Raw genomic sequence first — 21,585 nt, forward strand, 5'->3', positions numbered from 1 at the left:
CCAACCGATTAGTTATGCCAACATACATATATGTCTCACCCTTTATGCGTCTGCCGCTGAAAATATCCACTCGGCACGGGCACTACCAGCCCGTTGGTTATTTCATGGGCAATGGTGTCGGCCAGAGACCGGCGGTGAAACTTAACCTGCAACGGAGGCAGGGAAAGGGTGAGCTCATCGGGCAGGCCCTTTTGCTCAAAGGGCACCTGCGGGTAGGTTTCAAGCAGGGCGGTGAGGCTGGGCACCACGATTTCCCCGTGTTCCAGTCCGGTTGAGTGGCGTTTACCCGCTTTGGGGGCGGCCAGCTCCAGGCAGGGTACGGGGCCAAAGGGGCTGGCCAGCGGCCGGTGCAGGGCATAGGTGATAATGGGCCGACCGCCGATCATGCCTTCCACCAGCACTTGGCCATGGGCCGATAACCCGTCTTTCAGACTGATATATTCGTCATTGCTGGCGGCGCGGTAGCAGAGGTGATCCATGGGGCCCAGGGTTGCGGGCAGGCCATGGTCGGCCAGGCCGTTGGCCAGCTCGGCAAAGAAGGCGTCGGTATTGCCCAGCAGGGCATGGAGGGAAGGCATGGGGCTTACCATTTGCGTTTGGGCTCAAACAGCATGTCGAGCTCGGACTTTTCGTTTTCCTGCTCTTCCTTTTGCTGAACCGCCTGGAGTTGTTTGGTGTCGAGATCCCTCAGCCATTCCTGCAGGGTTTCTTCTACCTGCATCAGCTGTTCGTCCTTGTCGGGCAGATCCCGCAGTATCTTCTGACCCTTTTCCAGCATCTGCCGGGCGAGGGCGGTCTCGCGATTGCCGATGGCCATGCGAATGCGTTTGAGCAGGTTGGAGAGGTTAATCTTGAGTTGCAGCAGTTCCAGCCGGCGGTCTTCCAGCACAAAGGCCTGGGTGCCTACCTTGCCCCTGTTGTGCTCCAGCCTCACCACGTGGCGCAGGCGCTTGACCAGTTTGAGCATGTGCAGGGCCTGCTGATCCGAGTCGGGCTGCTTGAAAGAGCCCTGCACCGGCGGGTAATTCTCCTTTGCCTCGGTCAGCTGCTGGCGCACGCTGTTCAGGCGGGCCTGATACTGGGCGTTGCCCGGGTCGGCCTCGGCCATGGCGCGCAGGCAATGGTGGATGCGCTGGTACAACAACAGAACCAGGGCCCGGCTGAAGGGCAGCTGGCCGGCATTGAGCAACAGCTCCTCGGTTTCACTGATAATCTGGCTGTTTCGCAGCAGCAGGCTGCGCTTTTCCGCCGTCTGCTTCTGGCGGTATTGCTGCAGTATGTTGTACACGATCACAAGAAACAGCAGGGCGCCTATGGTTATCAGTACCAGAGTCAGGATCATCGGCAAACGGCTCGCTTAAAATGAGTCAGCGTGAATGGAAATGTTACCCCACTGGTGAGGCTTTGGCTAACGCCGTCCGTTAATAAACGGAGTTGATTCAGTTCGTTAGCACCGCATTAATATTCCCGAACGACACCAATGCAGAGGATCTTTTGCCAAGGTCTGATAGTATTTACACAAGTCACCAAGAATCTGGACCACCATGAAACTTCAGCAGTTGCGCTACATCGTCGAAGTTGCCAACCATAATCTCAATGTTTCCGCCACCGCCGAGAGCCTTTACACCTCCCAGCCCGGTATCAGCAAGCAGGTGCGCATGCTTGAAGACGAGCTGGGCATTCAGGTATTTGAACGCAGCGGCAAGCACCTGACCCAAATCACCCCGGCCGGTCGTGATATTATTCGTATCGCCGGCGAGATCCTCGGCAAGGTGGAAAGCATCAAGGCCGTGGCCAGCCAGCACACCCACCCGGATCAGGGCTCGCTCAATATTTCCACCACCCATACCCAGGCCCGTTATGCCCTGCCCGAGGTGATCAAGGGCTTTATTGAACGCTACCCCAGGGTGTCGCTGCACATGCATCAGGGCACACCGGTGCAGATCAGCGAGTCGGTGTCCAAGGGCTCCTCCGACTTTGCCATCGCCACCGAGGCCATGCATTTGTATCAGGACTTGATCATGCTGCCCTGTTACCACTGGAACCGCTGCATTCTGGTGCCCAAGGATCATCCCCTGGCCACCATCAGCAAGCCCAGTATCGCCGACATTGCCGGCTTTCCGCTGGTAACCTATGTGTTTGGTTTTACCGGTCGTTCCCAGCTCGATGTGGCCTTTAATCGGGCCGGCTACGAGCCGCGGGTAGTGTTTACCGCCACCGACGCCGATGTGATCAAGACCTATGTGCGCCTGGGGATTGGCATCGGCGTGCTCGCCAGCATGGCGGTAGATCCGAAGGAAGACAGCGATCTGGTGGCCATCGACGCCGGTCACCTGTTCGCCCCCAGCACCACCAAAATCGGTTTTCGCAAGGGCACCTTCCTGCGCAGCTACATGTACGACTTTATGGAACGCTTTGCTCCCCACCTGACCCGGGAGCGGGTCGACAAGGCCATTACCCTGAAATCCCCCGACGACATCGAAAAGCTGTTTGAGGATGTCGAACTGCCCATGCGCTGAACCCCTTCGGGGAGCTGTAAGCGGTCAGAAGTAGGTTGTGATGAGCGTAGCGAATCGCAACACGAAGGCGGCTGTGAAATGTTGGAATTCGCTGCGCTCATTGCCAACCTACAGCCCTCGGAGGCCGGAATGACAACAAAAAGGCCTGCAGGCACGGTATTGTGCCTGCAGGCCCTTCGTTCGGTTTAAAGCTGACAGCTGGGGTTATTCCCCGAGCCCCTGGCCGGCGTCCTTTTTGGCGATCAGTTCGATCTTGTAGCCATCCGGGTCTTCCACAAAGGCAATCACGGTAGTGCCGCCCTTGACCGGGCCCGGCTCGCGGGTAACCTTGCCGCCGGCGGCGCGGATCTGCTCGCACATGCCGACAATGTCTTCCGCCTCAATGGCGATATGACCGTAGGCGTTGCCCAGATCGTAGTGTTCGGTGCCCCAGTTGTAGGTCAGCTCCAGTACCGCTTCGTCTTTCTCGTCGCCGTAGCCGACAAAGGCCAGGGTGTATTCATATTCGGTGTTTTCGCTGGTGCGCAGCAGTTTCATGCCCATGATGTCGGTATAAAAGGCGATGGACTTGTCCAGGTTACCCACTCGCAGCATGGTGTGCAGAATACGCATGATCATTGCTCCCGTTATTGTTCGGTTAATGTAAAAGGGCACGCCGGGGCGCGCTTATTCTCCCGCCGGGTATTGCTTGTCCTTGAATTCGCACAAATCCTCGATCACGCAGGCACCACAGCGGGGCTTGCGTGCGGTGCAGACATAACGGCCGTGCAGAATAAACCAGTGGTGCACGTCGAGTTTGAACTCGGCGGGCACCCATCTCAGCAGTTTTTGCTCCACTTCGTCCACGTTCTTGCCGGGGGCAAAGCGGGTGCGGTTGGCCAGCCGGAAAATATGGGTGTCCACGGCAATGGTGGGCCAGCCAAAGGCGGTGTTGAGCACCACGTTGGCGGTTTTGCGGCCCACGCCGGGCAGGGCTTCCAGGGCTTCGCGATTTTCCGGCACCTCGCCGCCGTGCTTGTCCAGCAGTATGGCACAGGTCTTGATGACGTTTTCGGCCTTGGAATTGAACAGGCCGATGGTCTTGATATGCGCCTTCACCCCGTCCACGCCCAGGGCCAGCATGGCCGCCGGGGTGGGGCCGGCGGCAAACAGCCCAATGGTGGCCTTGTTTACGCTCACATCGGTGGCTTGGGCCGAGAGCAGCACCGCAATCAGCAGTTCAAAGGGGTTGTTAAAGTTGAGCTCGGTGGTCGGGTGCGGGTTTTCCGCCCGCAGCCGCTCCAGAATTTGCCGGCGTTTTTCCATGTTCATAGTGAGGTTACTCGTGCTCGGGTGACTTCGGCCTTGGGGGCGGGAGCGCGGCGGGCCGCCAGCCGGCCGTCGAGCCAGTTTTTGGCGGCGATCAGCAGGCCGAGGCCAATAAAGGCGCCCGGGGGCAGAATGGCCAGCAAAAAGCCGTTGTCCAGGTGCAGCACGTCCATACGCAAGCCTGCGGCCCAGTCGCCCAGCAGCAGCTCGGCGCCGTCAAACAGGGTGCCCATGCCCAGCAGTTCGCGCAGGCCGCCCAGCACCAGCAACACGGCGGTAAAGCCAAGGCCCATCATCAGGCCGTCCAGCGCCGCCAGGGGGGCACTGTTTTTTGAAGCAAAGGCTTCGGCCCGGCCGATGATCACGCAGTTGGTGACGATCAGCGGAATAAAGATACCCAGCGACTGATACAGGCCATAGGTAAAGGCGTTCATCAGCAACTGCACACAGGTCACCAGGCTGGCAATAATCATCACATAGATGGGAATGCGCACCTCGCTCGGCACCCACTGGCGCACCAGTGACACGCTGAGGTTGGAGCCCACCAGTACCAGCAGGGTGGCAATGCCAAGCCCCAGGGCGTTGGTCAGGGTGTTGGTCACCGCCAGCACCGGGCATAACCCGAGGATTTGCACCAGTGCCGGGTTGTTGCCCCACAGGCCTTGGCGAATAATGTCTTTGTGTTGCTCGTTCATATCTGTTCTCCGCAGCGAGGCGCCTCGCTCAGCAGGCCGGGCTGTTCATTCACCAGCAGCAGCACTCTGCGCACCGCGCCTACCACGGCCCGGGGGGTAATGGTGGCGCCGGTAAAGGCGTCGAACTGGCCGCCGTCGTTGCGCACCGCCCAGCGTGGGTCCTCGGCGCCGTTCAGCTGCTTGCCGTCAAAGTCGAGCAGCCAGTCTGACTTTTTCAGCTCGATTTTGTCGCCCAGACCCGGGGTTTCGTTGTGGTTGAGCACGCGCACACCGGAAAGGGTGCCGTCGGCGTTCACGCCCACCACCAGCTTGATTTCACCACTGTAACCGTCGGGGGCAATGGCCTCAATGGCATGGCCCTGCACTTCGCCGTCCTTGACGGCGGTAAACGCCGGCAGAGGAGAGGCGCTGCCCAGGTATTGCGTGCTTTCCACCAGCACGCAATGTTCATACAACGGCTCGTCGTGGGTATGTTCCGGCAGCAGCTCATTCAGCACCGCCAGCAGCTGGGCCTGCTCCTGCTCGATAATGGTGTTGCGGGTCAGGCTGTTGGTCACCGCCACCAGGGCGGTACACACCAGGGCGAAGGCGGCCAGCACCAGGCCGTTTTTGCGCATCGTCTCCAGCATCAGCGGCGGACTCCGTAGGTGGCGGGTTTGGTCAGGCTGTCGATCATCGGCACCGTCAGGTTGGCCAGCAGCACCGCAAAGGCGATGGCGTCGGGATAGCCGCCAAAGGTGCGAATGAGGTACACCAGCAGGCCAATCAAGGCGCCGTAAACCAACCGGCCCTTGAAGGTGGTGGACGCCGACACCGGATCGGTGGCGATAAAGAAGGCCCCCAGCATGGTGGCGCCGGAAAACAGCTGCATCAGCGGGCCGGCGGTGGTGTCGGGCGAGATCATAAAGCCCAGCAGGCTGAGCACCGCCAGGGTTCCCAGCATGGCCACCGGAATGGGCCAGCTGATGAGCCGCAGGCGCAGCAGGGCCAGGCCGCCGGCCAGGTAGGCCAGGTTAACCCATTGCCAGCCGATGCCGGCCAGGCCGCCAAAAATGGGCTGCTGCAGCATCTCGCCGGCGGTATGCCCCTGGGTAAAGCCGGTTTTCAGGGTGTCGAGGGGGGTGGCCATGGTGGTGCCATCTGCCAGCTCCCGCAGTTGATGGGGGCTGAAGCCATCCAGGGTAAAGCCGGTAAAAATGGCCGACAGGCTGTCGGCCAGCCCCGGCGGATATTGCTGCAGCTCCAGCGGCGGTAGCCAGCTGGTCATGGGCAACGGAAACGACACCAGCAACAGCACATAGGCCACCATGGCCGGGTTGAACAGGTTCTGGCCCAGACCACCATAAAGCTGCTTGGCCACGATAATGCCAAAGGCGGTGCCGATCACCACCAGCCACCAGGGGGCCAGCGGCGGAATGGCAATGCCGATAAGCAGGGCGGTAAGCAGGGCCGAGTTGTCGCGTAAAATGCCCAGGGGACGCTGACGCAGCTTGAGCACCAGGCCCTCGGCGGCGTAGGCGGTGAGCACGGCCAGGGCAATCTGCACCAGGCTGCCCCAGCCAAAAAACCACCACTGCACGGCAATGCCCGGCAGCAGGCAGTAGCAAACCCGGCGCATCAGCGCATTGGTGCTGAGGGGGGCGTGATCATGGGGTGAACTGCTGATGTGAAAACCCATTAGGACTCGTCTTCCGGTTCTGATTGGTTGGACGCCGCGGCACGTCGCGCCTTGGCCTTGGCCACGGCGGCACGAATGGCGGCCTTTTTGTCGTCATCGGCGGGCGCGTCCTTGCCCTCGACCTGCTCTGATTCCTTGGCGGCTTTGCGCGCCTTGGCGGCCGCTACTGCGGCTTTCTTGTCGACGACGGGGGCGTCGGCCTCTGCGGGTTCGCCTTGCTCGGCCTGCTGTGCCGCCTTGCGGGCCTTGGCGCGAGCGACGGCGGCGGCCACCGCGGCTTTTTTGTCGTCGACGGGGGCGTCGGTCTCTGCGGGTTCGCCTTGCTCGGCCTGCTGTGCCGCCTTGCGCGCCTTGGCGCGGGCAATGGCGGCCGCTACTGCGGCTTTCTTGTCGTCGACGGGGGCGTCGGCTTCGGCCGGTTCATTTTGCTCGGCCTGCTGTGCCGCCTTGCGGGCCTTGGCGCGGGCGACGGCGGCGGCCACCGCGGCTTTTTTGTCGTCGACGGGGGCGTCGGTCTCTGCGGGTTCGCCTTGCTCGGCCTGCTGTGCCGCCTTGCGCGCCTTGGCACGAGCGACGGCGGCAGCCACCGCGGCCTTTTTGTCGTCGGCGGGGGCGTCGGCCTCTGCGGGTTCGCCTTGCTCGGCCTGCTGTGCCGCCTTGCGGGCCTTGGCGCGGGCAATGGCGGCCGCTACTGCGGCTTTCTTGTCGTCGGCGGGCGCGTCGGCCTCAGCAGGTTCGCCTTGCTCGGCCTGCTGTGCCGCCTTACGGGCCTTGGCGCGGGCTACCGCAGCGGCCACGGCCGATTTTTTATCGTCGTCGGCAGCGCTGGCCGGCGCCTCGCTGCCGGTGTCGGTCTGGGCGGCCTTGCGCGCCTTGGCCCGGGCGATAGCAGCGGCTACCGCAGAGGATTTGTCATCGGTCGCCGGTGACGCGGCAACGGCTGCCTTGCGCTCCCGGTTGCGACGGGCTTCTTCCTTGCGGGCGGCGCGGGCGGCGGCCATGTCGTCGGTGCTTTCAGCCTGCTGGCGGGCCTTGACCCGGGCCAGGGCTGCCGCCACCGGATCTTCGCCACCGGCGGCCGCCTGTTCGGCCATGCGCGCCTTGCGTTCGGCGGCGGCCTTTTGCTGGCGCTCCTGACGCTCCACCTTTTCCCGTTCCAGCCGGGCCTGGCGGGCCTCAAAGCGTTTCTTGGCGTGCTCGGCCAGCTCCGCTTCCCGCTGGGCCTGACGAATGTCGGCCTTGGCTACCCGGTAATACTGCACCAGCGGGATCTGGCTGGGGCATACCCAGGCGCAGGCGCCGCACTCGATACAGTCGAACAGGTTGTGGCTGTTGAGCTTGTCGTGTTCATTGGCCCTGGCATGCCAGTACAACTGCTGGGGCAGCAGGCTGGCCGGGCAGGCATCGGCACACTGGCTGCAGCGAATACAGGGCTGCTCTTCCACCGGCGGCGACAGCTCATGCTGGCTGGGCGCCAGCACACAGTTGCTGCCCTTGATCACCGGGGCGGCGGCGGTATGCAGGGTAAAGCCCATCATGGGGCCGCCCATGATCACCCTGGGCTCGGGGCCGGGGGTAAAACCAAAGCGCTTGAGCAGGTAGCGCACCGGGGTGCCAATGCGTACCCAGGCGTTGCATTTTTCCGCAAAACATTCGCCGGCAATGGTGACCACCCGCTGGATCAGCGGCTCGTCGTCGATCACCGCGCGTTTCACTGCAAAGGCGGTGCCCACGTTCTGCACCACAATGCCAATGTCGGCGGGCAGGCCGTTGTGGGGCACCTGCTGGCCGGTAATGATTTCAATCAGCTGCTTTTCACCGCCAGAGGGGTATTTGGTGGGCACGGGCACCACCAGTACCTGCTCGCTGGTATTGGCTTCACGCAGCGCGTCCAGGGCCTCGGGCTTGTTGTCTTCCACCGCAATCACGGTCAGCCCGGGCTGCACAATCTGGCGCAAAATGGCCACGCCGTGAAGAATGTCACCGGCGTGCTCGCGCATCAGCCGGTCGTCGGCGCTGATATAGGGTTCGCACTCCACGGCATTGATGATCAGGGTTTCAATGGCCTTTTTGCGCGGGCGCAGTTTGACGTGGGCCGGAAAGCCGGCGCCGCCCAGGCCGGTGATGCCGGCCTCGTGAATGCGTTCCAGCAGCACGTCGGCGCCGAGGGCCTCGATATCGCTCATGGGAAAGCGCGGGCGCCATTCGTCCTTGCCGTCGGGGGCGATAATGACGCACTCGCCATCCAGTCCGGACGGATGACACAACGGGCGGTGCTCAATGGCGACAACGGTGCCCGAGGTGGGGGCATGCACCGGAATCATCATGGGGTTGTCGGCGTCGGTCAGGCGCTCGCCCTTGAGCACCCGGGAGCCCACCTTGACCCGCAGCCGGGCGGGCTGGCCGATATGCTGGCGAATTTGCAGCACCAGCTCGTCGGGCAGGCCGGCGTCGACGATGGGGTTGATATTGGCCGGCGCCTTGCGCTCGGGCGGATGAATGCCGCCATGAAAGTCGTGCAGTTTGCCTGCCTGAAGATTCGCTAACAGCGACATTTAATTTACCTGCTTGATGGCAATGGGCTCGAGCTGCCATTTCCAGTTGTCGGGGGTAACCTTCACCGGCACCATTTCAATACAGTCGGTGGGGCAGGGATCCACGCACAGATCACAGCCGGTACACTCACTGACAATCACGGTGTGCAGCGCCTTGGTGGAGCCGACAATGGCGTCCACCGGGCAGGCCTGAATACACTTGGTGCAGCCAATGCACATGTCTTCGTGAATAAAGGCGACCTTTTTCACCGGCTCGGCGGCTTCCTCGCCCATGGCCTGGGGCTCGACCCCCATGAGGTCGGCCATCTTGCGCATGGTGGCGTCGCCGCCGGGCACACATTTGTTGATGTCGTCACCGTTGGCCACGGCCTCGGCATAGGGACGGCAGCCGGGATAGCCGCATTGGCCGCACTGGGTTTGCGGCAGCAGTTCGTCGAGCTGCTCGACGATGGGATCCGACTCCACGCGAAAGCGCACGGCGGCAAAACCGAGCACCAGCCCGAAGATCAGTGCCAGCAGCGCCAGCACAACAATGGCGATAAGAATGTGTGTCATCTCAGAACCTGACCAGTCCGGTAAAGCCCATAAAGGCCAGTGACATCAGGCCGGCGGTGATCATGGCCAGCGCCGGGCCGCGAAAGGGGGCGGGCACATCGGCACCGGCCAGGCGCTCGCGCATGGCGGCAAACAGCACCAATACCAGGGAAAAGCCCAGCGCCGCGCCAAAGCCGTACACCAGGCTCTGCATAAAGTTGTGCTGCTCGTTGATGTTGAGCAGGGCCACCCCCAGCACGGCGCAGTTGGTGGTGATCAGCGGCAGAAAGATGCCCAGCAGGCGATACAGGGTAGGGCTGGTTTTGTGCACCACCATTTCGGTGAACTGCACCACCACGGCGATCACCAGAATGAACGACAGGGTGCGCAGGTAGAGCAGATCCAGCGGCATCAGTATGTACTGGTTCACCAGATAGGAGCAGGCGGCGGCCAGGGTCAGCACAAAGGTGGTGGCCAGGCCCATGCCAATGGCAGTTTCCAGCTTGCCCGACACCCCCATAAAGGGACACAGGCCAAGAAACTTCACCAGAACGAAGTTGTTGACCAGCACGGTGCCGACAAACAGCAGCAGGTATTCAGACATGATCACTCGGCAATCCAGAAAGACGGCCGGTATTATCGGACTTTATGCCTCGTTTAACAATGGCGGTGGCCCGCAGTTTCAGGTCAAGGTATTGATTAACATACCGATCACGGCAAGGGTACAGAGCGACAACGAGCCATAATGCATGACCGGGCGCGACACCAGGTGCAGGCTGCGCACCGCCACCCAGTTGCCCAGCAGGGCGGCGGGGGCCAGGGGCAGGGCCATCTCCAGGTGCGCCTGGGTCAGAAAACCACCCGTGGTCAGGGCCCCCACCGACATCAGGGTCGACACCACAAAAAAGCCCGCTAGGTTGGCACGAATGCGGTGCATGTCGGCGCCGTGCATCACCAGCACCATGGGCGGGCCGCCTATGGTGGTGCTGGTGCCCATCACCCCGGAGAGAAAGCCCCCCAGGGCCATATTGGCCTTGGTCATGGGCAGGGCCACGTCTTTCAGCCGCACCACCACGCCCAGCATGATGGTGATGGCAATCAGCACCGCCAGCCACTTGATGGGCAGCACCATCAGCAGCCATACCCCCACGGCACTGCCGGGTACGCGCGCCAGCAGCGCCGGCGCCAGCAGGTTGAGCTCCAACCCCTTGCGAAAACGCCAACCGTTCACTAGGCACATGACCAGCAGCACCAGCATCAGCGGGCCGGGTACCAGGGCGGGATCCAGATAAAACAGAATGGGGGCGGCCACCACCGCCATGCCAAAGCCAATGGCGGTCTGCACATAGGCGCCGGTGAAGCAGGCCAGGGCGGCCAGAACAAGAGTGAAAGTGTCCACTTGGGTCATGGTTGGCTCGGCAAAAATAAGGGAATGGGGCCATTATGGCCATTGCCTGTGACAATCAGAAGCCGAATCGGCGCTGGTATTATCAATAATGTGGGCTGGCACCAAATAAGCTATCAGCGGTAGGCTGTCAGAGCGGTAGGTTGTGATGAGCGAAGCGAATCCCAACAGTCCGCAATCGCCTTTGTGTTGGAATTCGCTGAAGCTCATTCCAACCTACCCAAGGGCCGAAGAGCTCAGCACTCAGAACAGCGTGTTCGACAGCTGATACATTTCTTCGTTGAACGGACGGCGCAGGTGCTTGATGCAGTCGATAATATCGTGGTGCACGATATGGTTGTTCTGCAGCCCCATGCAGCGCCCGCCCAGGCCTTCCAGCAGCAACTCCACGGCGTGGGCGCCCATGCGGCTGGCCATGATGCGATCCGCCGCCGTGGGCGTGCCGCCGCGCTGAATGTGACCCAGAATGGTGGCGCGGGTGTCCCGGCCGGTGGCGGCCTGAATGTCCTTTGCAAGCTGATTGACGTCACAGACGTTTTCGCAGATGGCCACAATGGCGTGCTTTTTGCCTTTGGCCACCCCTTCGTGGATCTGCTGGATCAGCTCGTGCTGATCAAAGGCCACCTCGGGCACGATCACGTATTCCGCGCCCCCGGCCACGGCGGCAGAGGAGGTGAGATCGCCACAGTGGCGGCCCATGATCTCCACCACCGAAATGCGGTTGTGCGAGCTGCAGGTATCGCGCAGCCGGTCAATGGCTTCCACCGCCACGTTGAGGGCGGTATCAAAGCCAATGGTGTAGTCGGTGCCGGCAATGTCGTTGTCGATGGTGCCGGGAATGCCGATGCAGGGAAAGCCCATCTCGGTCAGCCGCATGGCGCCCATGTAGGAGCCGTCGCCGCCGATCACCACCAGGCCATCGATGCCGTGTTTTTTCAGGTTCTGCACCGCCTCGACCCGAACCGCTTCTTCCTTGAATTCGGGAAAGCGGGCCGAGCCCAGAAAGGTGCCACCCCGAGTGATCACGTCCGACACACTATGGCGGTCGAGGGGAACTATCTGATCCTGATGCAGCCCCGCATACCCGTTCTGAATGCCAAACACCTCCAGCCCGTGATGCAGGCCGGCACGCACCACGGCGCGAATGGCGGCGTTCATGCCGGGGGCATCACCGCCGCTGGTGAGCACACCAATTCGTTTGATCATATAGTTCCTCGCTTTCATTCCGTCATGCAGGCGTTGCGCACAGAATGTTGGAATTCGTGCCTCATTCCAACCTACCAGGACCGGCGTAGGTTGGCGATGAGCGCAGCGAATTCACAACATTCGAACCTTATGCGCCGGCGCGAATAATGGCGGCAAACTCGTCGGCCTTCAGCGCCGCGCCGCCCACCAGGGCACCGTCGATGTCTTCCATGGCGAACAGGCCGGCGGCGCTGTCACCCTTGACCGAACCACCGTACAGAATCTGCACGCCGGCGGCCACATTGGCGTTCTGTTTGGCCAGAAAGGCGCGAATGGCACTGTGCACACCCTGCGCAATCTCGGGAGTGGCGGTTTTGCCGGTGCCAATGGCCCATACCGGCTCATAGGCAATCACGCTGCGGCCCAGGGCCTCGATGCCACACTGATCGATCACTGCCTGCAGCTGGCGTTCAACCACTTCTTGAGTCTCACCCGCTTCAAACTGCTCCAGGGTTTCGCCAATGCACAGCACCGGCACCAGCGCCTGCTCGAGCACGGCGGCGAACTTGGCGGCCACCACCGCATCGGACTCGCCGTGCAGGGTGCGGCGCTCGCTGTGGCCCACCAGCACGTATTTCACGCCGAATTCCTTGTACATGGCCGGGGCGTTCTCGCCGGTAAAGGCGCCGCTGTTGTGCACATCGGCGTCCTGGGCGCCCAGGGCGATGACACTGCCGGCGAGTTCTGCTTCGGCCTGGCCGAGGAACAGCACCGGCGGGCATACCGCCACGGCTATCTTGTCGCTTTCGGCGGCGGGGGCCTTGAGGGCAGAAATCAGCTCGCTCACCATGGCCTTGCTGCCGTTGAGCTTCCAGTTACCCATTACCAGAGTCTGTCGCATAAGTGGTTTCCTTTCAGTCAAATGGGGGCATTATAGGGATTCGGCCCGCGCCAAACCACGAGGCGGGCCAAAGTTTGATGTAATTTTTCAACCAAGTCGGCTCATTGTCCACCCAGGCGCATCCACAACCGGCCCAGGTATTCGTGCCAGGCCAGCTCGCTGCGCTCCAGATAGCGGGCCCGCGGCAAATAGGTATAAAGCGGCAGGGTGCCGGCGCTTTCCCTGGCCTGATGATCTATGGGGGCGGGAACGGGATGCCCCCCTTCGGCGGCAAACAGCGACATGGCTCTGGGGAGGTGGCTGGCCGAACTCACCAGCACCGCCCGGCGGCCGGCGATCAGTGGCGCGATGGCGGCAGCTTCCTCGGCGGTGTCCTTGGGCTCGGGCAGCATCACGATGCGGGTGGCCTCAATACCAAAGGCTTGCGCCACTTCGCCATAAAGCTCGGCGCTGGAGCGGCCTTCGCCACCGGCATAGCCGCTGACAATCAGCCGGGCCTCGGGGTGGGCATGAGCCAGCCTGATCCCTTCGCTGATGCGCGCCAGGGCGGCATTGCCCAGCTGGCTTAACAACGGCAGGCGCGGATCGGCGACCTGGGCCGCCCCCAGCACGATAATGTCATCCACCGGTCCGGTGCCCGCCTCAAAGGGGGCATAGGTGCTTTCCAGCGGAGCCATCAGCGCGTTGGCCACGGGCCGCGTGCCGAGCAGCATTAATGCCAGAAACGACAGTGCAACCAAGAGTATTCCACTGCGTTTATGGCGCATCAGCAGCAGGATTACACCAAACAACGCCAAAAAAAGCAGCAGGGGCAGGGGTAAAAGCAGGCTTCCCAGCCATTTTTTCGCCAAAAAGAGGAAGGGCATGCACTCTCGCATTTGTTAACCGTAGCGGTTGTGCCAGAATAGCCTTCTTCTTTATCACAAGAAACACCGGTTTTGACGCGTAACACCAGCTTCGACGGCAAAAGCCGCACCTTTTCCCGCAATATCTATGGCACCACCAAGGGGCAAATTCGCCTGCGGGTGCTGACGCGGGATCTGGCCGAATGGCTGCCCGTTTCTTCGCGTCCGCTGCGCATTCTGGACGCCGGCGGCGGCTTTGGCCCCGTCTCTCAGCGCCTGGCCGCCGAGGGCCACCATGTGGTGTTGTGTGACCTGTCGGCGGAAATGCTGAATGAGGCGCGCGAGCAGATCGCCGAAAAAGGCCTGAGTGCGCACTTCGATTTTATTCACGGCCCCATTCAGTCGTTAACCGTCGCCGATCTCGGCCAATTTGACCTTGTGTTGTGCCACGCCGTGCTGGAGTGGGTGGAAGATCAGGCCAGCCTGCTGGCCGGCCTGAATGCGCTGCTAAAACCCGGCGGCCACCTGTCGCTGATGTATTACAACCGCGACGGCCTGCTTTACCACAGCCTGGTAAAAGGCAACTTTGATTACGTGCACGCCAACCTGGTCAGAAAACGACGCCAGAAACTGACGCCGGGCTGGCCCTGTCGGCCTGTCAAGGTAGACGGCTGGCTGAGTGAGCTCGGCTTTGTTATAACCGGGCGCAGTGGCGTGCGGGTATTTCACGATTACATGTCGAACGTGCACGGGCCCTTTCCCACCGAGGAAGAAATGATTGAGATGGAGCTGGCCCACTCCCGCACCGAGCCCTTTATGCACCTGGGGCGTTATATGCATATCTTTGCGCACAAGGCGTTGTAGGCCCCGTTTTAACGGGGACATGGGTGCTTCATGTTGCACCGCTGCCCCAATAAATGGGGGCCTACAAACAAGCCGTAGGTTGGCGATGAGCGCAGCGAATCCCAACAATGAGGCAACGCCGGGATCTGCGGAATGGACTCCCGCCTTCGCGGGAGTGACAAATAGCAAAAAACACGCGCCGCCGGGCCTCTGACCGGGCGGCATTCAAAGTGAAGAGAGCAACACCATGACGGAAATGTCCCGCACCCTGCCGGACTGGATCGGCTGGGTCAGAGAGGAAAACCTGGGGCTGCATCTGCCTCCCGACCGGCTGGCCTTTTTGCTGGCGGCGCATATCTTTGGCCGGGGCGGTGAGCAGCCGCAGCTGTCCGAGGCCGAGCTGCACCACGCCTTTGGCTATGTCAGCAAGGGTTTTGAGCAGGCCGACGACACTCAGGTCAGCCGGGCCAACAATGCCATTAACGATCTGGTGCGCCAGCGCCTGCTGAGCCGCTTTCAGGGCGACGGCGGTGAGGGGGAAAGCCTCTATCGCCTGACCCGGCTGGGGCTGGCCATTGTGGAGTTCTTTGCCGCCCAGCGGGAAGTGAGCCAAATCAAGCTGTCGCTGTTGCTGGAGCACATCGGCCAGGAGCTGGACAAGGTCGCCGAGGCCATTGCTGCCAACCCCGACGACAAGGGCTGGGCCCAGAACGTGGAAGGCCGGCTCAAATATTCCGTGGCCGAGCAGCTGGCGCGCATCGACGACACCCAGCGCACCATGGATGAGCAGCAAAACGCGGTCAAGGCCAACATTGCCGCCCTGCTCAACAAAAACTGGCACGAGGCTATTCACGCCTGTGAACAGCTGCTGCGGGAAACCGGTGTGACCCTGCGCGAACTGCAAGACACCCTCGACCAGGCCGGCCACGGCCTGCAACAAAGTCTGCTCAATATTGAAGAGCAGTTGCAGCAAAGCCCGCGCGGCGCCGAGGTGGCGATATTGTGCCAGCAGCTGCAGGCCCGGCTCGATGCCATTATTCACTGGGGCAGCCAGTGTATTGAGCTCTGGTCCCGTTACGACCGCCACGTGCACCGCTTTATACGCACCGCCATCGACATGGACAAAAACCGTGCCTTCAGCCAGCGGCTGCGCGAGTCCATTCGCCACTTTGAACACCACAACTGGCGGCTGCGGGTGAGCCAGACCCTGCCGCTGCTGGAGCTGCGTGATGAAACCATGGCCGCCTACGCCGAGGAAGTGACCGGCGAGCTGCCGGTGGAGCTGGAATATCAGGACATGACCGACGTGGCCGCCGAGCTCTCTGGGCGCATTCGGCAGCACCTTGAAGTGTTTTCCACCGCCGGCAAGCCGCTGGATCTGGCCGGCGTGCTGCGCGATTACCTGAACGATTACCCTTATTACCAGCACTTTGACATTGCGCGCCTGCTGATTGACGAAGCGGTCAAGCTCGGCCATGCCGACGGCGAACTCGCGGGCGCGCCCATGCCCGACTGGCAACCCATTAATGCCCACGGGGCCAAGGTACAAGCACATGTTATCGACCAATACTGAACAGGCCCTGGACTCAAGACTGGTTCAGGCCATTGCCAACCCGCTGTTTCCCGCCCTCGACAACCAGCTGCGCGCGGGCCGGCACATTACCGCCGACGAGCTGGAGCAGCATTCGCTGCTGCAGGAATACTACGCCGAGCTGGACGCCTTTTATCAGCGTTACCAGGCCGAGCTGGTGCGCGCCCCCGAGGGCTTTTATTACCTGCGACCGCGCTCCACCAGTGAGCTGGGCACCTCCATTCTGTCCGAGCTGGAAATGCTGGTGGGCAAGGTGCTGTGCTACCTCTACCTGAGCCCGGATCGGCTGATCAACGAAGGGGTGTTCTCCGTTGAAGACCTGCAGGAAGAGATTCTGACCCTGTCCAACGAGCAGGCGCTGCTGCGCATGGTGAACCAGCGCGCCGGAGGCAGTGATCTCGACAAGCGCAAGCTGGCCGACAAGCTCAAAAGCGCCATTCGCCGGCTCAAGCGTATTGGCATGGTGAGCAGTGTGGGCAGCCAGGACAAATTCCGTATTACCGAAGCGGTGTTCCGTTTTGCCGCCGACGTGCGCAGCGACGAAGACCCCCGCGAGCTGCAGCTGCGCATGATCAGGGAAGGCGAAGCCGTGGCCGGCACCGACACCCATGCCGACACTACCGCCAATGAACACCAGGACGAGCAGGAGAACGAGCAGTGAGTGTGACCCGAGGCAAGTTTCAATCCCTGACCATGGTCAACTGGAACGGCTTTTTCGCCCGCACCTTTGATCTGGACCAGCTGGTAACCACGCTGTCCGGTGGCAATGGCGCCGGCAAGTCGACCACCATGGCGGCCTTTATTGCCGCGCTTATTCCCGATCTCAGCCTGCTGCACTTTCGCAACACCACCGAAGCGGGCAGCCAGTCGGGCAGCCGCGACAAGGGCCTGTATGGCAAGCTGCAACGGGGCCACTGCTATTCGCTGATTGAGGTGACCACCTCACAACAGGAGCGGGTATGGTTTGGCGTGCACCTGGAGCAGGTGGCCAACCGCGACAACAAGGTCAATATGGTGCCCTTTGCCCTGCAGGGAGTGGCCAAGGGCGCGGCGCCCACCGAGCTGCTGCTGCAACGCCTGCAAGACGGCCGCGGTCAGGTGCGCTCGCTCAACGAGCTGAAGGCCGCCGCCGTGAATGCCGGCCTGCGCTTTGCCCGTTTCAATACGGTGAGCGAGTATCACAACTTTTTGTTCGACATGGGCGTGACCCCGCGCAAGCTGAAAGATCAGCGCGACCGGGTGAAGTTCTATCGCCTGATTGAGGCGTCGCTCTATGGCGGTATTTCCAGCACCATCAGCCGCAGCCTGAAAGACTATCTGCTGCCGGAAAACGCCGGTATTCGCAAGGCCTTTACCGACATGGAGGCGGCGATTTTTGAAAACCGCCGCACCCTGGAGTCGATTCGCGAAACCCAGCGCCAGCGGGATCTGTTCCGCCAGCTGATCACCGAAACCACCCACTACGCCGCCGCCGACTATGTGCGCAACAGCGCCGAAAAGCAGCGGCTGTCGGATCTCGCCCTGTCGGCCCGCAAGGCCCTGGCGGAAGAACGCCGCATTCTGGCCGAGGAAAAGGCCCGGCTGATTTATCTGGCCGATGAATACGAGCACCTGCAAGCCAAGGAGCGCATGCTGACCGACGAGCTGGATATCGCGTCTGAGCATCTGGCCAAGGTGCTGAGCGGGGTCAAGCTTAATGAGAAAATTCAGGCCTATCAGCTGGAGCTGGACGAGCTGGAAGAAAAGCTCGCCATTCAGGAAGAAATGCTGGCCGAGCTGCAGGACGAACATCAGCAGGCGCAAGACGCCCGCACCGAGGCCGACGCCGAGGTAGACAGCCTGAAGAGCCAGCTGGCGGATTATCAGCAGGCGCTGGACACGCAACAAACCCGCGCTATTCAGTATCGCCAGGCCCGCCAGGCGCTGGAAGACGTGCGCGCCCGCTGCGAGCTGCCCGGGCTTGAGCCCGAGCAGGCGAAAGAACAAGAGCAGCGCCATCAGCAACGCGAGCAGGAACTGACCCAAACCGTGCTGGAGCAACGCCAGCAGCTGAGTCTGGCCGAAGCCGCCCGGGCCCAGTATGACCAGGCACTGGCGCTGCTGGAAGCCGTGGCCGGCCCGGTGGACCGGGCCGCCGCCTACGGCAAGGCCACCCAGCTGATAGAGCAGGGCCGGGAACACCAGAGCCTGCTCGGCCGGGAAGAGGGCATTCGTCGCAGCCTGAAAGACGCCGAGCAGGCCGAGGCCCGGCTGCACAAGGTGCGCGAGTTGCAAGGAGAGCTTGCCCGCCACAACCGCCGCGTGCACAGCGAAGACGAGCTTGAGCTGCAACTGGCCGAAGTGGAAGAGCAAAAGGCCGAGGCCGAAGAACAGCTGGCCGAATGTGCCGAGGCCCAGCGCCAGCTACAGTCCGCCGAAGGCCAGCTGGCGCCGCGCATTAAAGCATTGAAGGTTCAGGCCCCGGCCTGGCACAAGGCCCAGCAGGCGCTGGAGCGGTTGCGGGAGCTGGCGAACAAGCCGCTCACCGACAGCAGTGAAATCACCACCGCCATGCAGCAGGCCCTGCGCGACGAGCATCAGGCCGAGCAGACCAAGCAGCAGGCGCTGGCCGCCAAACAGCGCCTGGAGCAGCACATTCGTGTGCTGAGCGGCGGCAGCGATGCCTCTCCCGAGCTGGTGTCTTTGTGCGAGCACCTGGGCGGCACTTTGCTGTGCGAGGTGTATGACGACATTGCGGTGGAAGACGCCCCGTACTATGAGGCGCTCTACGGCCCGGCCCGCAATGCCATTGTGGTGGCGGACCCAGAAGCCGCGCTGGAAAAACTGCAGGCGCTGGAAAGCTGCCCACCCGACGTGTATCTCATTCAGGGCAACCCCGACGCCTTTGATGAAGACCTGCTGCAGGCCACCGAGCTGGAGCGGGCCGTGTATGTGCAAAACGGCGAGCGCCAGCTGCGTTATTCCCGTTTTCCTGCCGTGCCGCTGTTTGGCCGCGCCGCCCGGGAAGCCCAGGTGGAAAAGCTGCGCGACGAGCTTGAAGCTGAGAGCGCCCGTTATGCCGAAGCGGCCTTTGCCCAGCAAAAACACAGCCGGCTCTACCACCAGCTGAGCGACTTTGTCAGTGACGGCCTGCAACAGGCCTTTGCCCCCAGCCCGGAAGAATTGCTGGCGGAGCTGGCCGAGCAACAAAGTGAGCTGGAGCAGGAGCGGGCGGTGCTTGCCGAGCAGCGCACTCAGTGGGCCAGCAAGGTGGACAGCCTGCGCGAGCAGCAGGGTTTGTTGCACAAGCTGCTGCCGCTGGCTTCACTGCTTGCCGACGACGGCGTGGCCGAACGGCTGCAAAGCGCCAAGGCCGATGCCGACAAACTCACCGAGGCCCGCAACTTTATGGCCGCCCACGGCCAGCGCCTGGGCCGTCTGGCCGAGCAGGTGCAGGTGCTGCGCCAGGATCCCGCCGGTTTTGACGCCCTGAAAGCCGCCACCGAGCAGGCCGAAAGCGATCTGACCGAGGCCCGGGCCCGCACCTATGCACTAAACCAGCTGGTGGCACGGCTGCCGCACCTGGCCTATGCCGATGCCGAGCAGCTGCTGAGCCAAAGCTCCGCCATGAACGACAGCCTCAAGGCCAAGCTGGCCCAGGCGGAAGAAGCCCGCCGCAAGGCCGGCCTGCGTGCCGAGCAGCTTTCCGGCCGGGTAAGCGACGCCCTGCAGGCGCGCACCGCCCTGGTTACCGGCCGCGATGCGCGCAACCGCACGCTGGGCGAGTTCCGCGAGGAGCTGGCGGCCCTGGGCATTGCGCTTGCCGACGACATGGAGCAAAAGGCCCGGAACGCCAAGCGCGAGGTGGAAAACGAACTGGTGCAGACCCGCAACAAGCGCAGCCAGACCGAGGCCCAGCGCCAGGTGACCAAGCGCGAGATAGACTCCCTCAGCCAGCGCCTGTCCAAAGACGGCCAGGGCTATTTTGCCGCCCGCAAGGCGCTGGTGGCCCACAAGGCCAACTGGTCGAAAGTGGAGCGGCTGGCGCGGGATCACGATGTGGAGCGCCGGCTCAAGCGCCCGGAGCTGGCTTATCTCGATGCCGACGAGCTGCGCTCCATGTCCGACAAGGCCCTGGGCACCCTGCGGGTGGCGGTGGAGCACGACGAAGAGCTGCGCGATGCCCTGCGCCTGTCCGAGGGCAACCGCAACACCCTGCAAAAGGTGCAGTTCTACATTCTGGTGTTCCGTCACCTCAAGGCGCGCATTCGCCACGACATTATTCGCGCCGACGATCCGGTGGAAGCGCTGGAAGAAATGGAAGTGGAGCTGGCGCGCCTGGCCGACGAGCTCACCCTGCGCGAAGGCCAGCTGTCGCTGTCGTCCGTGGAGGTGGCCGCCAAGATCAACACCATTATTCGTCGGGAGCAGACCCGCATTCGCCAGCTCAACCAGGGCCTGCAGAACATTCGCTTTGGTCTGGTGGCCGGGGTGCGCCTGAACGTGAACATTCGCGACACCTATCAGCGCCTGCTGGATGCGTTAAGCGACCCCGAAGGCCGCCATCAGGACTTGTTCAGCAGCAAGGAGCTCAGCTTCTCCGAGGCCATGGGCAAGCTGTATCAGCGCCTGAACCCCGAGCTGGAGCGGGGCGATCGCAGCCCACAGGTGCTGGGCCAGGCCTTGCTCGACTACCGCAACTACCTGGAGCTGGACATTGAAGTGCAGCGCGGTGCCGACGGCTGGCTGCGGGCCGAAAGCGGCGCCCTCTCCACCGGTGAAGCTATTGGTACCGGCCAGGCCATTCTGCTGATGGTGCTGCAAAGCTGGGAAGAAGAAGCCCGCCACCTGCGCGGCCGCGACGTGCTGCCTTGCCGCTTGCTGTTCCTCGACGAGGCCGCGCGCCTCGATGCCCGCTCCATCGCTACCCTGTTCGAGCTATGCGAGCGCCAGGACATGCAGCTGCTGATTGCCGCCCCGGAAAACATCAGCCCGGAAAAAGGCACCACCTACAAGCTGATCCGCAAGGTGCACGGCAACCAGGAGCATGTGCATGTAGTGGGCCTGCGCGGCTTTGCAGGGGAGGCGGCCTAACCGCCTTCCAGCGCGTTTTCTTTCTGTCATCCGCGCGTCTTCTTGTTGTCATCCCCGCGAAGGAACGTCATCCTCGCGGGGACGGGGATCCAGAACAGACGGCTCCAAACCACCCCAAAACGCCCGCAACCGCGGGCGTTTTCATATCTTCGTCATTCATCCCGTCTTTCTGTCATCAACCGCGCCTCACTTTCGTCACCCCGAACCTTCCTTTGTTACCCCGAACCTTCCTTTGTTACCCCGAACCTTCCTTTGTTACCCCGAACCTTCCTTTGTTACCCCGAACCTTCCTTTGTCATCCCCGCGAAGGCGGGGATCCAGAACAGACGGCTCCAAACCGCCCTTTTTCTGCACACAAGTGTGTAACAGGGCGCCTTTTATCCAAAAAGCTACGCAAAAACACCATCCTGCAAAAGTTCCATTTGAATTCTTTCTTTCGGCAGGCACAATAAC

Annotated in this window: 19 protein-coding genes; 5 read left to right on the forward strand and 14 right to left on the reverse strand. The window is 62.2% G+C overall.

Annotated elements, in window-relative coordinates:
* Window positions 1-35 precede the first annotated feature (35 nt).
* Both B6S08_RS02575 and B6S08_RS02580 read right to left on the reverse strand, forming a co-directional pair.
* Window positions 36-578: a VOC family protein gene (locus tag B6S08_RS02575; RefSeq protein WP_245849798.1), complete on the reverse strand. Its 543-nt coding sequence runs from the start codon at window positions 576-578 to the stop codon at window positions 36-38.
* A 5-nt stretch (window positions 579-583) separates the two neighbouring features.
* Complete coding sequence (locus B6S08_RS02580) at window positions 584-1,342, reverse strand: DNA repair ATPase (protein WP_094199215.1); 759 nt, start codon at window positions 1,340-1,342, stop codon at window positions 584-586.
* 202 nt (window positions 1,343-1,544) lie between these two features.
* Between B6S08_RS02580 and cysB the strand changes: the two genes are divergently transcribed.
* The gene (gene cysB, locus B6S08_RS02585) at window positions 1,545-2,519 is read left to right on the forward strand and encodes an HTH-type transcriptional regulator CysB (RefSeq protein WP_094199216.1); all 975 of its coding nucleotides are present in this window, start codon (window positions 1,545-1,547) and stop codon (window positions 2,517-2,519) included.
* Window positions 2,520-2,723: 204 nt separating this feature from the next.
* On the opposite strand, the gene gloA is transcribed toward cysB, so the two are convergent.
* From gloA to elyC, 12 genes are all read right to left on the reverse strand, one after another.
* Window positions 2,724-3,131: a lactoylglutathione lyase gene (gene gloA, locus B6S08_RS02590; RefSeq protein ID WP_094199217.1), complete on the reverse strand. Its 408-nt coding sequence runs from the start codon at window positions 3,129-3,131 to the stop codon at window positions 2,724-2,726.
* Between the two features lie 54 nt (window positions 3,132-3,185).
* Window positions 3,186-3,830, reverse strand: coding sequence for an endonuclease III (gene nth, locus B6S08_RS02595; RefSeq protein ID WP_094199218.1), 645 nt, complete (start codon window positions 3,828-3,830; stop codon window positions 3,186-3,188).
* Complete coding sequence (locus tag B6S08_RS02600; protein WP_094199219.1) at window positions 3,827-4,522, reverse strand: electron transport complex subunit E; 696 nt, start codon at window positions 4,520-4,522, stop codon at window positions 3,827-3,829. Before B6S08_RS02600 ends, nth begins: the two co-directional genes overlap by 4 nt.
* Window positions 4,519-5,151: an electron transport complex subunit RsxG gene (rsxG, locus tag B6S08_RS02605; protein WP_094199220.1), complete on the reverse strand. Its 633-nt coding sequence runs from the start codon at window positions 5,149-5,151 to the stop codon at window positions 4,519-4,521. Before rsxG ends, B6S08_RS02600 begins: the two co-directional genes overlap by 4 nt.
* Window positions 5,151-6,200, reverse strand: a complete 1,050-nt coding sequence (gene rsxD / locus B6S08_RS02610) for an electron transport complex subunit RsxD (RefSeq protein WP_094199221.1) — start codon at window positions 6,198-6,200, stop codon at window positions 5,151-5,153. The genes rsxG and rsxD overlap by 1 nt, the downstream gene beginning before the upstream one ends.
* A complete protein-coding gene (gene rsxC / locus B6S08_RS02615) occupies window positions 6,200-8,755 on the reverse strand; it encodes an electron transport complex subunit RsxC (protein WP_094199222.1) in 2,556 nt (851 codons plus the stop codon). The genes rsxD and rsxC overlap by 1 nt, the downstream gene beginning before the upstream one ends.
* Window positions 8,756-9,310 carry an electron transport complex subunit RsxB gene (rsxB, locus tag B6S08_RS02620; protein ID WP_094199223.1) on the reverse strand — a complete coding sequence of 185 codons (555 nt, stop codon included), beginning with the start codon at window positions 9,308-9,310 and terminating at the stop codon, window positions 8,756-8,758. It abuts the gene before it with no gap.
* Between the two features lies 1 nt (window position 9,311).
* Window positions 9,312-9,893: an electron transport complex subunit RsxA gene (gene rsxA, locus B6S08_RS02625; protein ID WP_094200521.1), complete on the reverse strand. Its 582-nt coding sequence runs from the start codon at window positions 9,891-9,893 to the stop codon at window positions 9,312-9,314.
* A gap of 78 nt (window positions 9,894-9,971) precedes the next feature.
* Window positions 9,972-10,697 (reverse strand): sulfite exporter TauE/SafE family protein, encoded by a 726-nt coding sequence (locus B6S08_RS02630; protein ID WP_094199224.1) that lies wholly within the window; start codon window positions 10,695-10,697, stop codon window positions 9,972-9,974.
* A gap of 240 nt (window positions 10,698-10,937) precedes the next feature.
* A complete protein-coding gene (pfkA, locus tag B6S08_RS02635; RefSeq protein ID WP_094199225.1) occupies window positions 10,938-11,900 on the reverse strand; it encodes a 6-phosphofructokinase in 963 nt (320 codons plus the stop codon).
* Window positions 11,901-12,027: 127 nt separating this feature from the next.
* Entirely contained in the window at window positions 12,028-12,780 is a 753-nt protein-coding gene (gene tpiA, locus B6S08_RS02640) for a triose-phosphate isomerase (RefSeq protein ID WP_094199226.1), read from the reverse strand.
* A 101-nt stretch (window positions 12,781-12,881) separates the two neighbouring features.
* Window positions 12,882-13,646, reverse strand: coding sequence for an envelope biogenesis factor ElyC (gene elyC / locus B6S08_RS02645; protein ID WP_094199227.1), 765 nt, complete (start codon window positions 13,644-13,646; stop codon window positions 12,882-12,884).
* A gap of 72 nt (window positions 13,647-13,718) precedes the next feature.
* Between elyC and B6S08_RS02650 the strand changes: the two genes are divergently transcribed.
* The 4 genes from B6S08_RS02650 to mukB all read left to right on the forward strand — a co-directional run bounded on the left by B6S08_RS02650 (window position 13,719) and on the right by mukB (window position 21,132).
* On the forward strand, window positions 13,719-14,489 hold the full coding sequence (locus B6S08_RS02650) for a methyltransferase domain-containing protein (protein ID WP_094199228.1): 771 nt from the start codon (window positions 13,719-13,721) through the stop codon (window positions 14,487-14,489).
* 226 nt (window positions 14,490-14,715) lie between these two features.
* Complete coding sequence (mukF, locus tag B6S08_RS02655) at window positions 14,716-16,041, forward strand: chromosome partition protein MukF (RefSeq protein WP_094199229.1); 1,326 nt, start codon at window positions 14,716-14,718, stop codon at window positions 16,039-16,041.
* Complete coding sequence (mukE, locus tag B6S08_RS02660; RefSeq protein ID WP_094199230.1) at window positions 16,022-16,720, forward strand: chromosome partition protein MukE; 699 nt, start codon at window positions 16,022-16,024, stop codon at window positions 16,718-16,720. Before mukF ends, mukE begins: the two co-directional genes overlap by 20 nt.
* Entirely contained in the window at window positions 16,717-21,132 is a 4,416-nt protein-coding gene (mukB, locus tag B6S08_RS02665; protein WP_094199231.1) for a chromosome partition protein MukB, read from the forward strand. The genes mukE and mukB overlap by 4 nt, the downstream gene beginning before the upstream one ends.
* Window positions 21,133-21,585 lie beyond the last annotated feature (453 nt).

The organism is Oceanimonas doudoroffii (assembly GCF_002242685.1).
Taxonomy (GTDB): Bacteria; Pseudomonadota; Gammaproteobacteria; order Enterobacterales; family Aeromonadaceae; genus Oceanimonas; species Oceanimonas doudoroffii.

Coding starts and splice junctions, on each gene's coding strand:
- B6S08_RS02575 (WP_245849798.1), bottom strand. CDS start 578: ATGCCTTCCCTCCATGCCCTGCTGGGCAATACCGACGCCTTCTTTGCC.
- B6S08_RS02580 (WP_094199215.1), bottom strand. CDS start 1,342: ATGATCCTGACTCTGGTACTGATAACCATAGGCGCCCTGCTGTTTCTT.
- cysB (WP_094199216.1), top strand. CDS start 1,545: ATGAAACTTCAGCAGTTGCGCTACATCGTCGAAGTTGCCAACCATAAT.
- gloA (WP_094199217.1), bottom strand. CDS start 3,131: ATGCGTATTCTGCACACCATGCTGCGAGTGGGTAACCTGGACAAGTCC.
- nth (WP_094199218.1), bottom strand. CDS start 3,830: ATGAACATGGAAAAACGCCGGCAAATTCTGGAGCGGCTGCGGGCGGAA.
- B6S08_RS02600 (WP_094199219.1), bottom strand. CDS start 4,522: ATGAACGAGCAACACAAAGACATTATTCGCCAAGGCCTGTGGGGCAAC.
- rsxG (WP_094199220.1), bottom strand. CDS start 5,151: ATGCTGGAGACGATGCGCAAAAACGGCCTGGTGCTGGCCGCCTTCGCC.
- rsxD (WP_094199221.1), bottom strand. CDS start 6,200: ATGGGTTTTCACATCAGCAGTTCACCCCATGATCACGCCCCCCTCAGC.
- rsxC (WP_094199222.1), bottom strand. CDS start 8,755: ATGTCGCTGTTAGCGAATCTTCAGGCAGGCAAACTGCACGACTTTCAT.
- rsxB (WP_094199223.1), bottom strand. CDS start 9,310: ATGACACACATTCTTATCGCCATTGTTGTGCTGGCGCTGCTGGCACTG.
- rsxA (WP_094200521.1), bottom strand. CDS start 9,893: ATGTCTGAATACCTGCTGCTGTTTGTCGGCACCGTGCTGGTCAACAAC.
- B6S08_RS02630 (WP_094199224.1), bottom strand. CDS start 10,697: ATGACCCAAGTGGACACTTTCACTCTTGTTCTGGCCGCCCTGGCCTGC.
- pfkA (WP_094199225.1), bottom strand. CDS start 11,900: ATGATCAAACGAATTGGTGTGCTCACCAGCGGCGGTGATGCCCCCGGC.
- tpiA (WP_094199226.1), bottom strand. CDS start 12,780: ATGCGACAGACTCTGGTAATGGGTAACTGGAAGCTCAACGGCAGCAAG.
- elyC (WP_094199227.1), bottom strand. CDS start 13,646: ATGCCCTTCCTCTTTTTGGCGAAAAAATGGCTGGGAAGCCTGCTTTTA.
- mukF (WP_094199229.1), top strand. CDS start 14,716: ATGACGGAAATGTCCCGCACCCTGCCGGACTGGATCGGCTGGGTCAGA.
- mukE (WP_094199230.1), top strand. CDS start 16,022: ATGTTATCGACCAATACTGAACAGGCCCTGGACTCAAGACTGGTTCAG.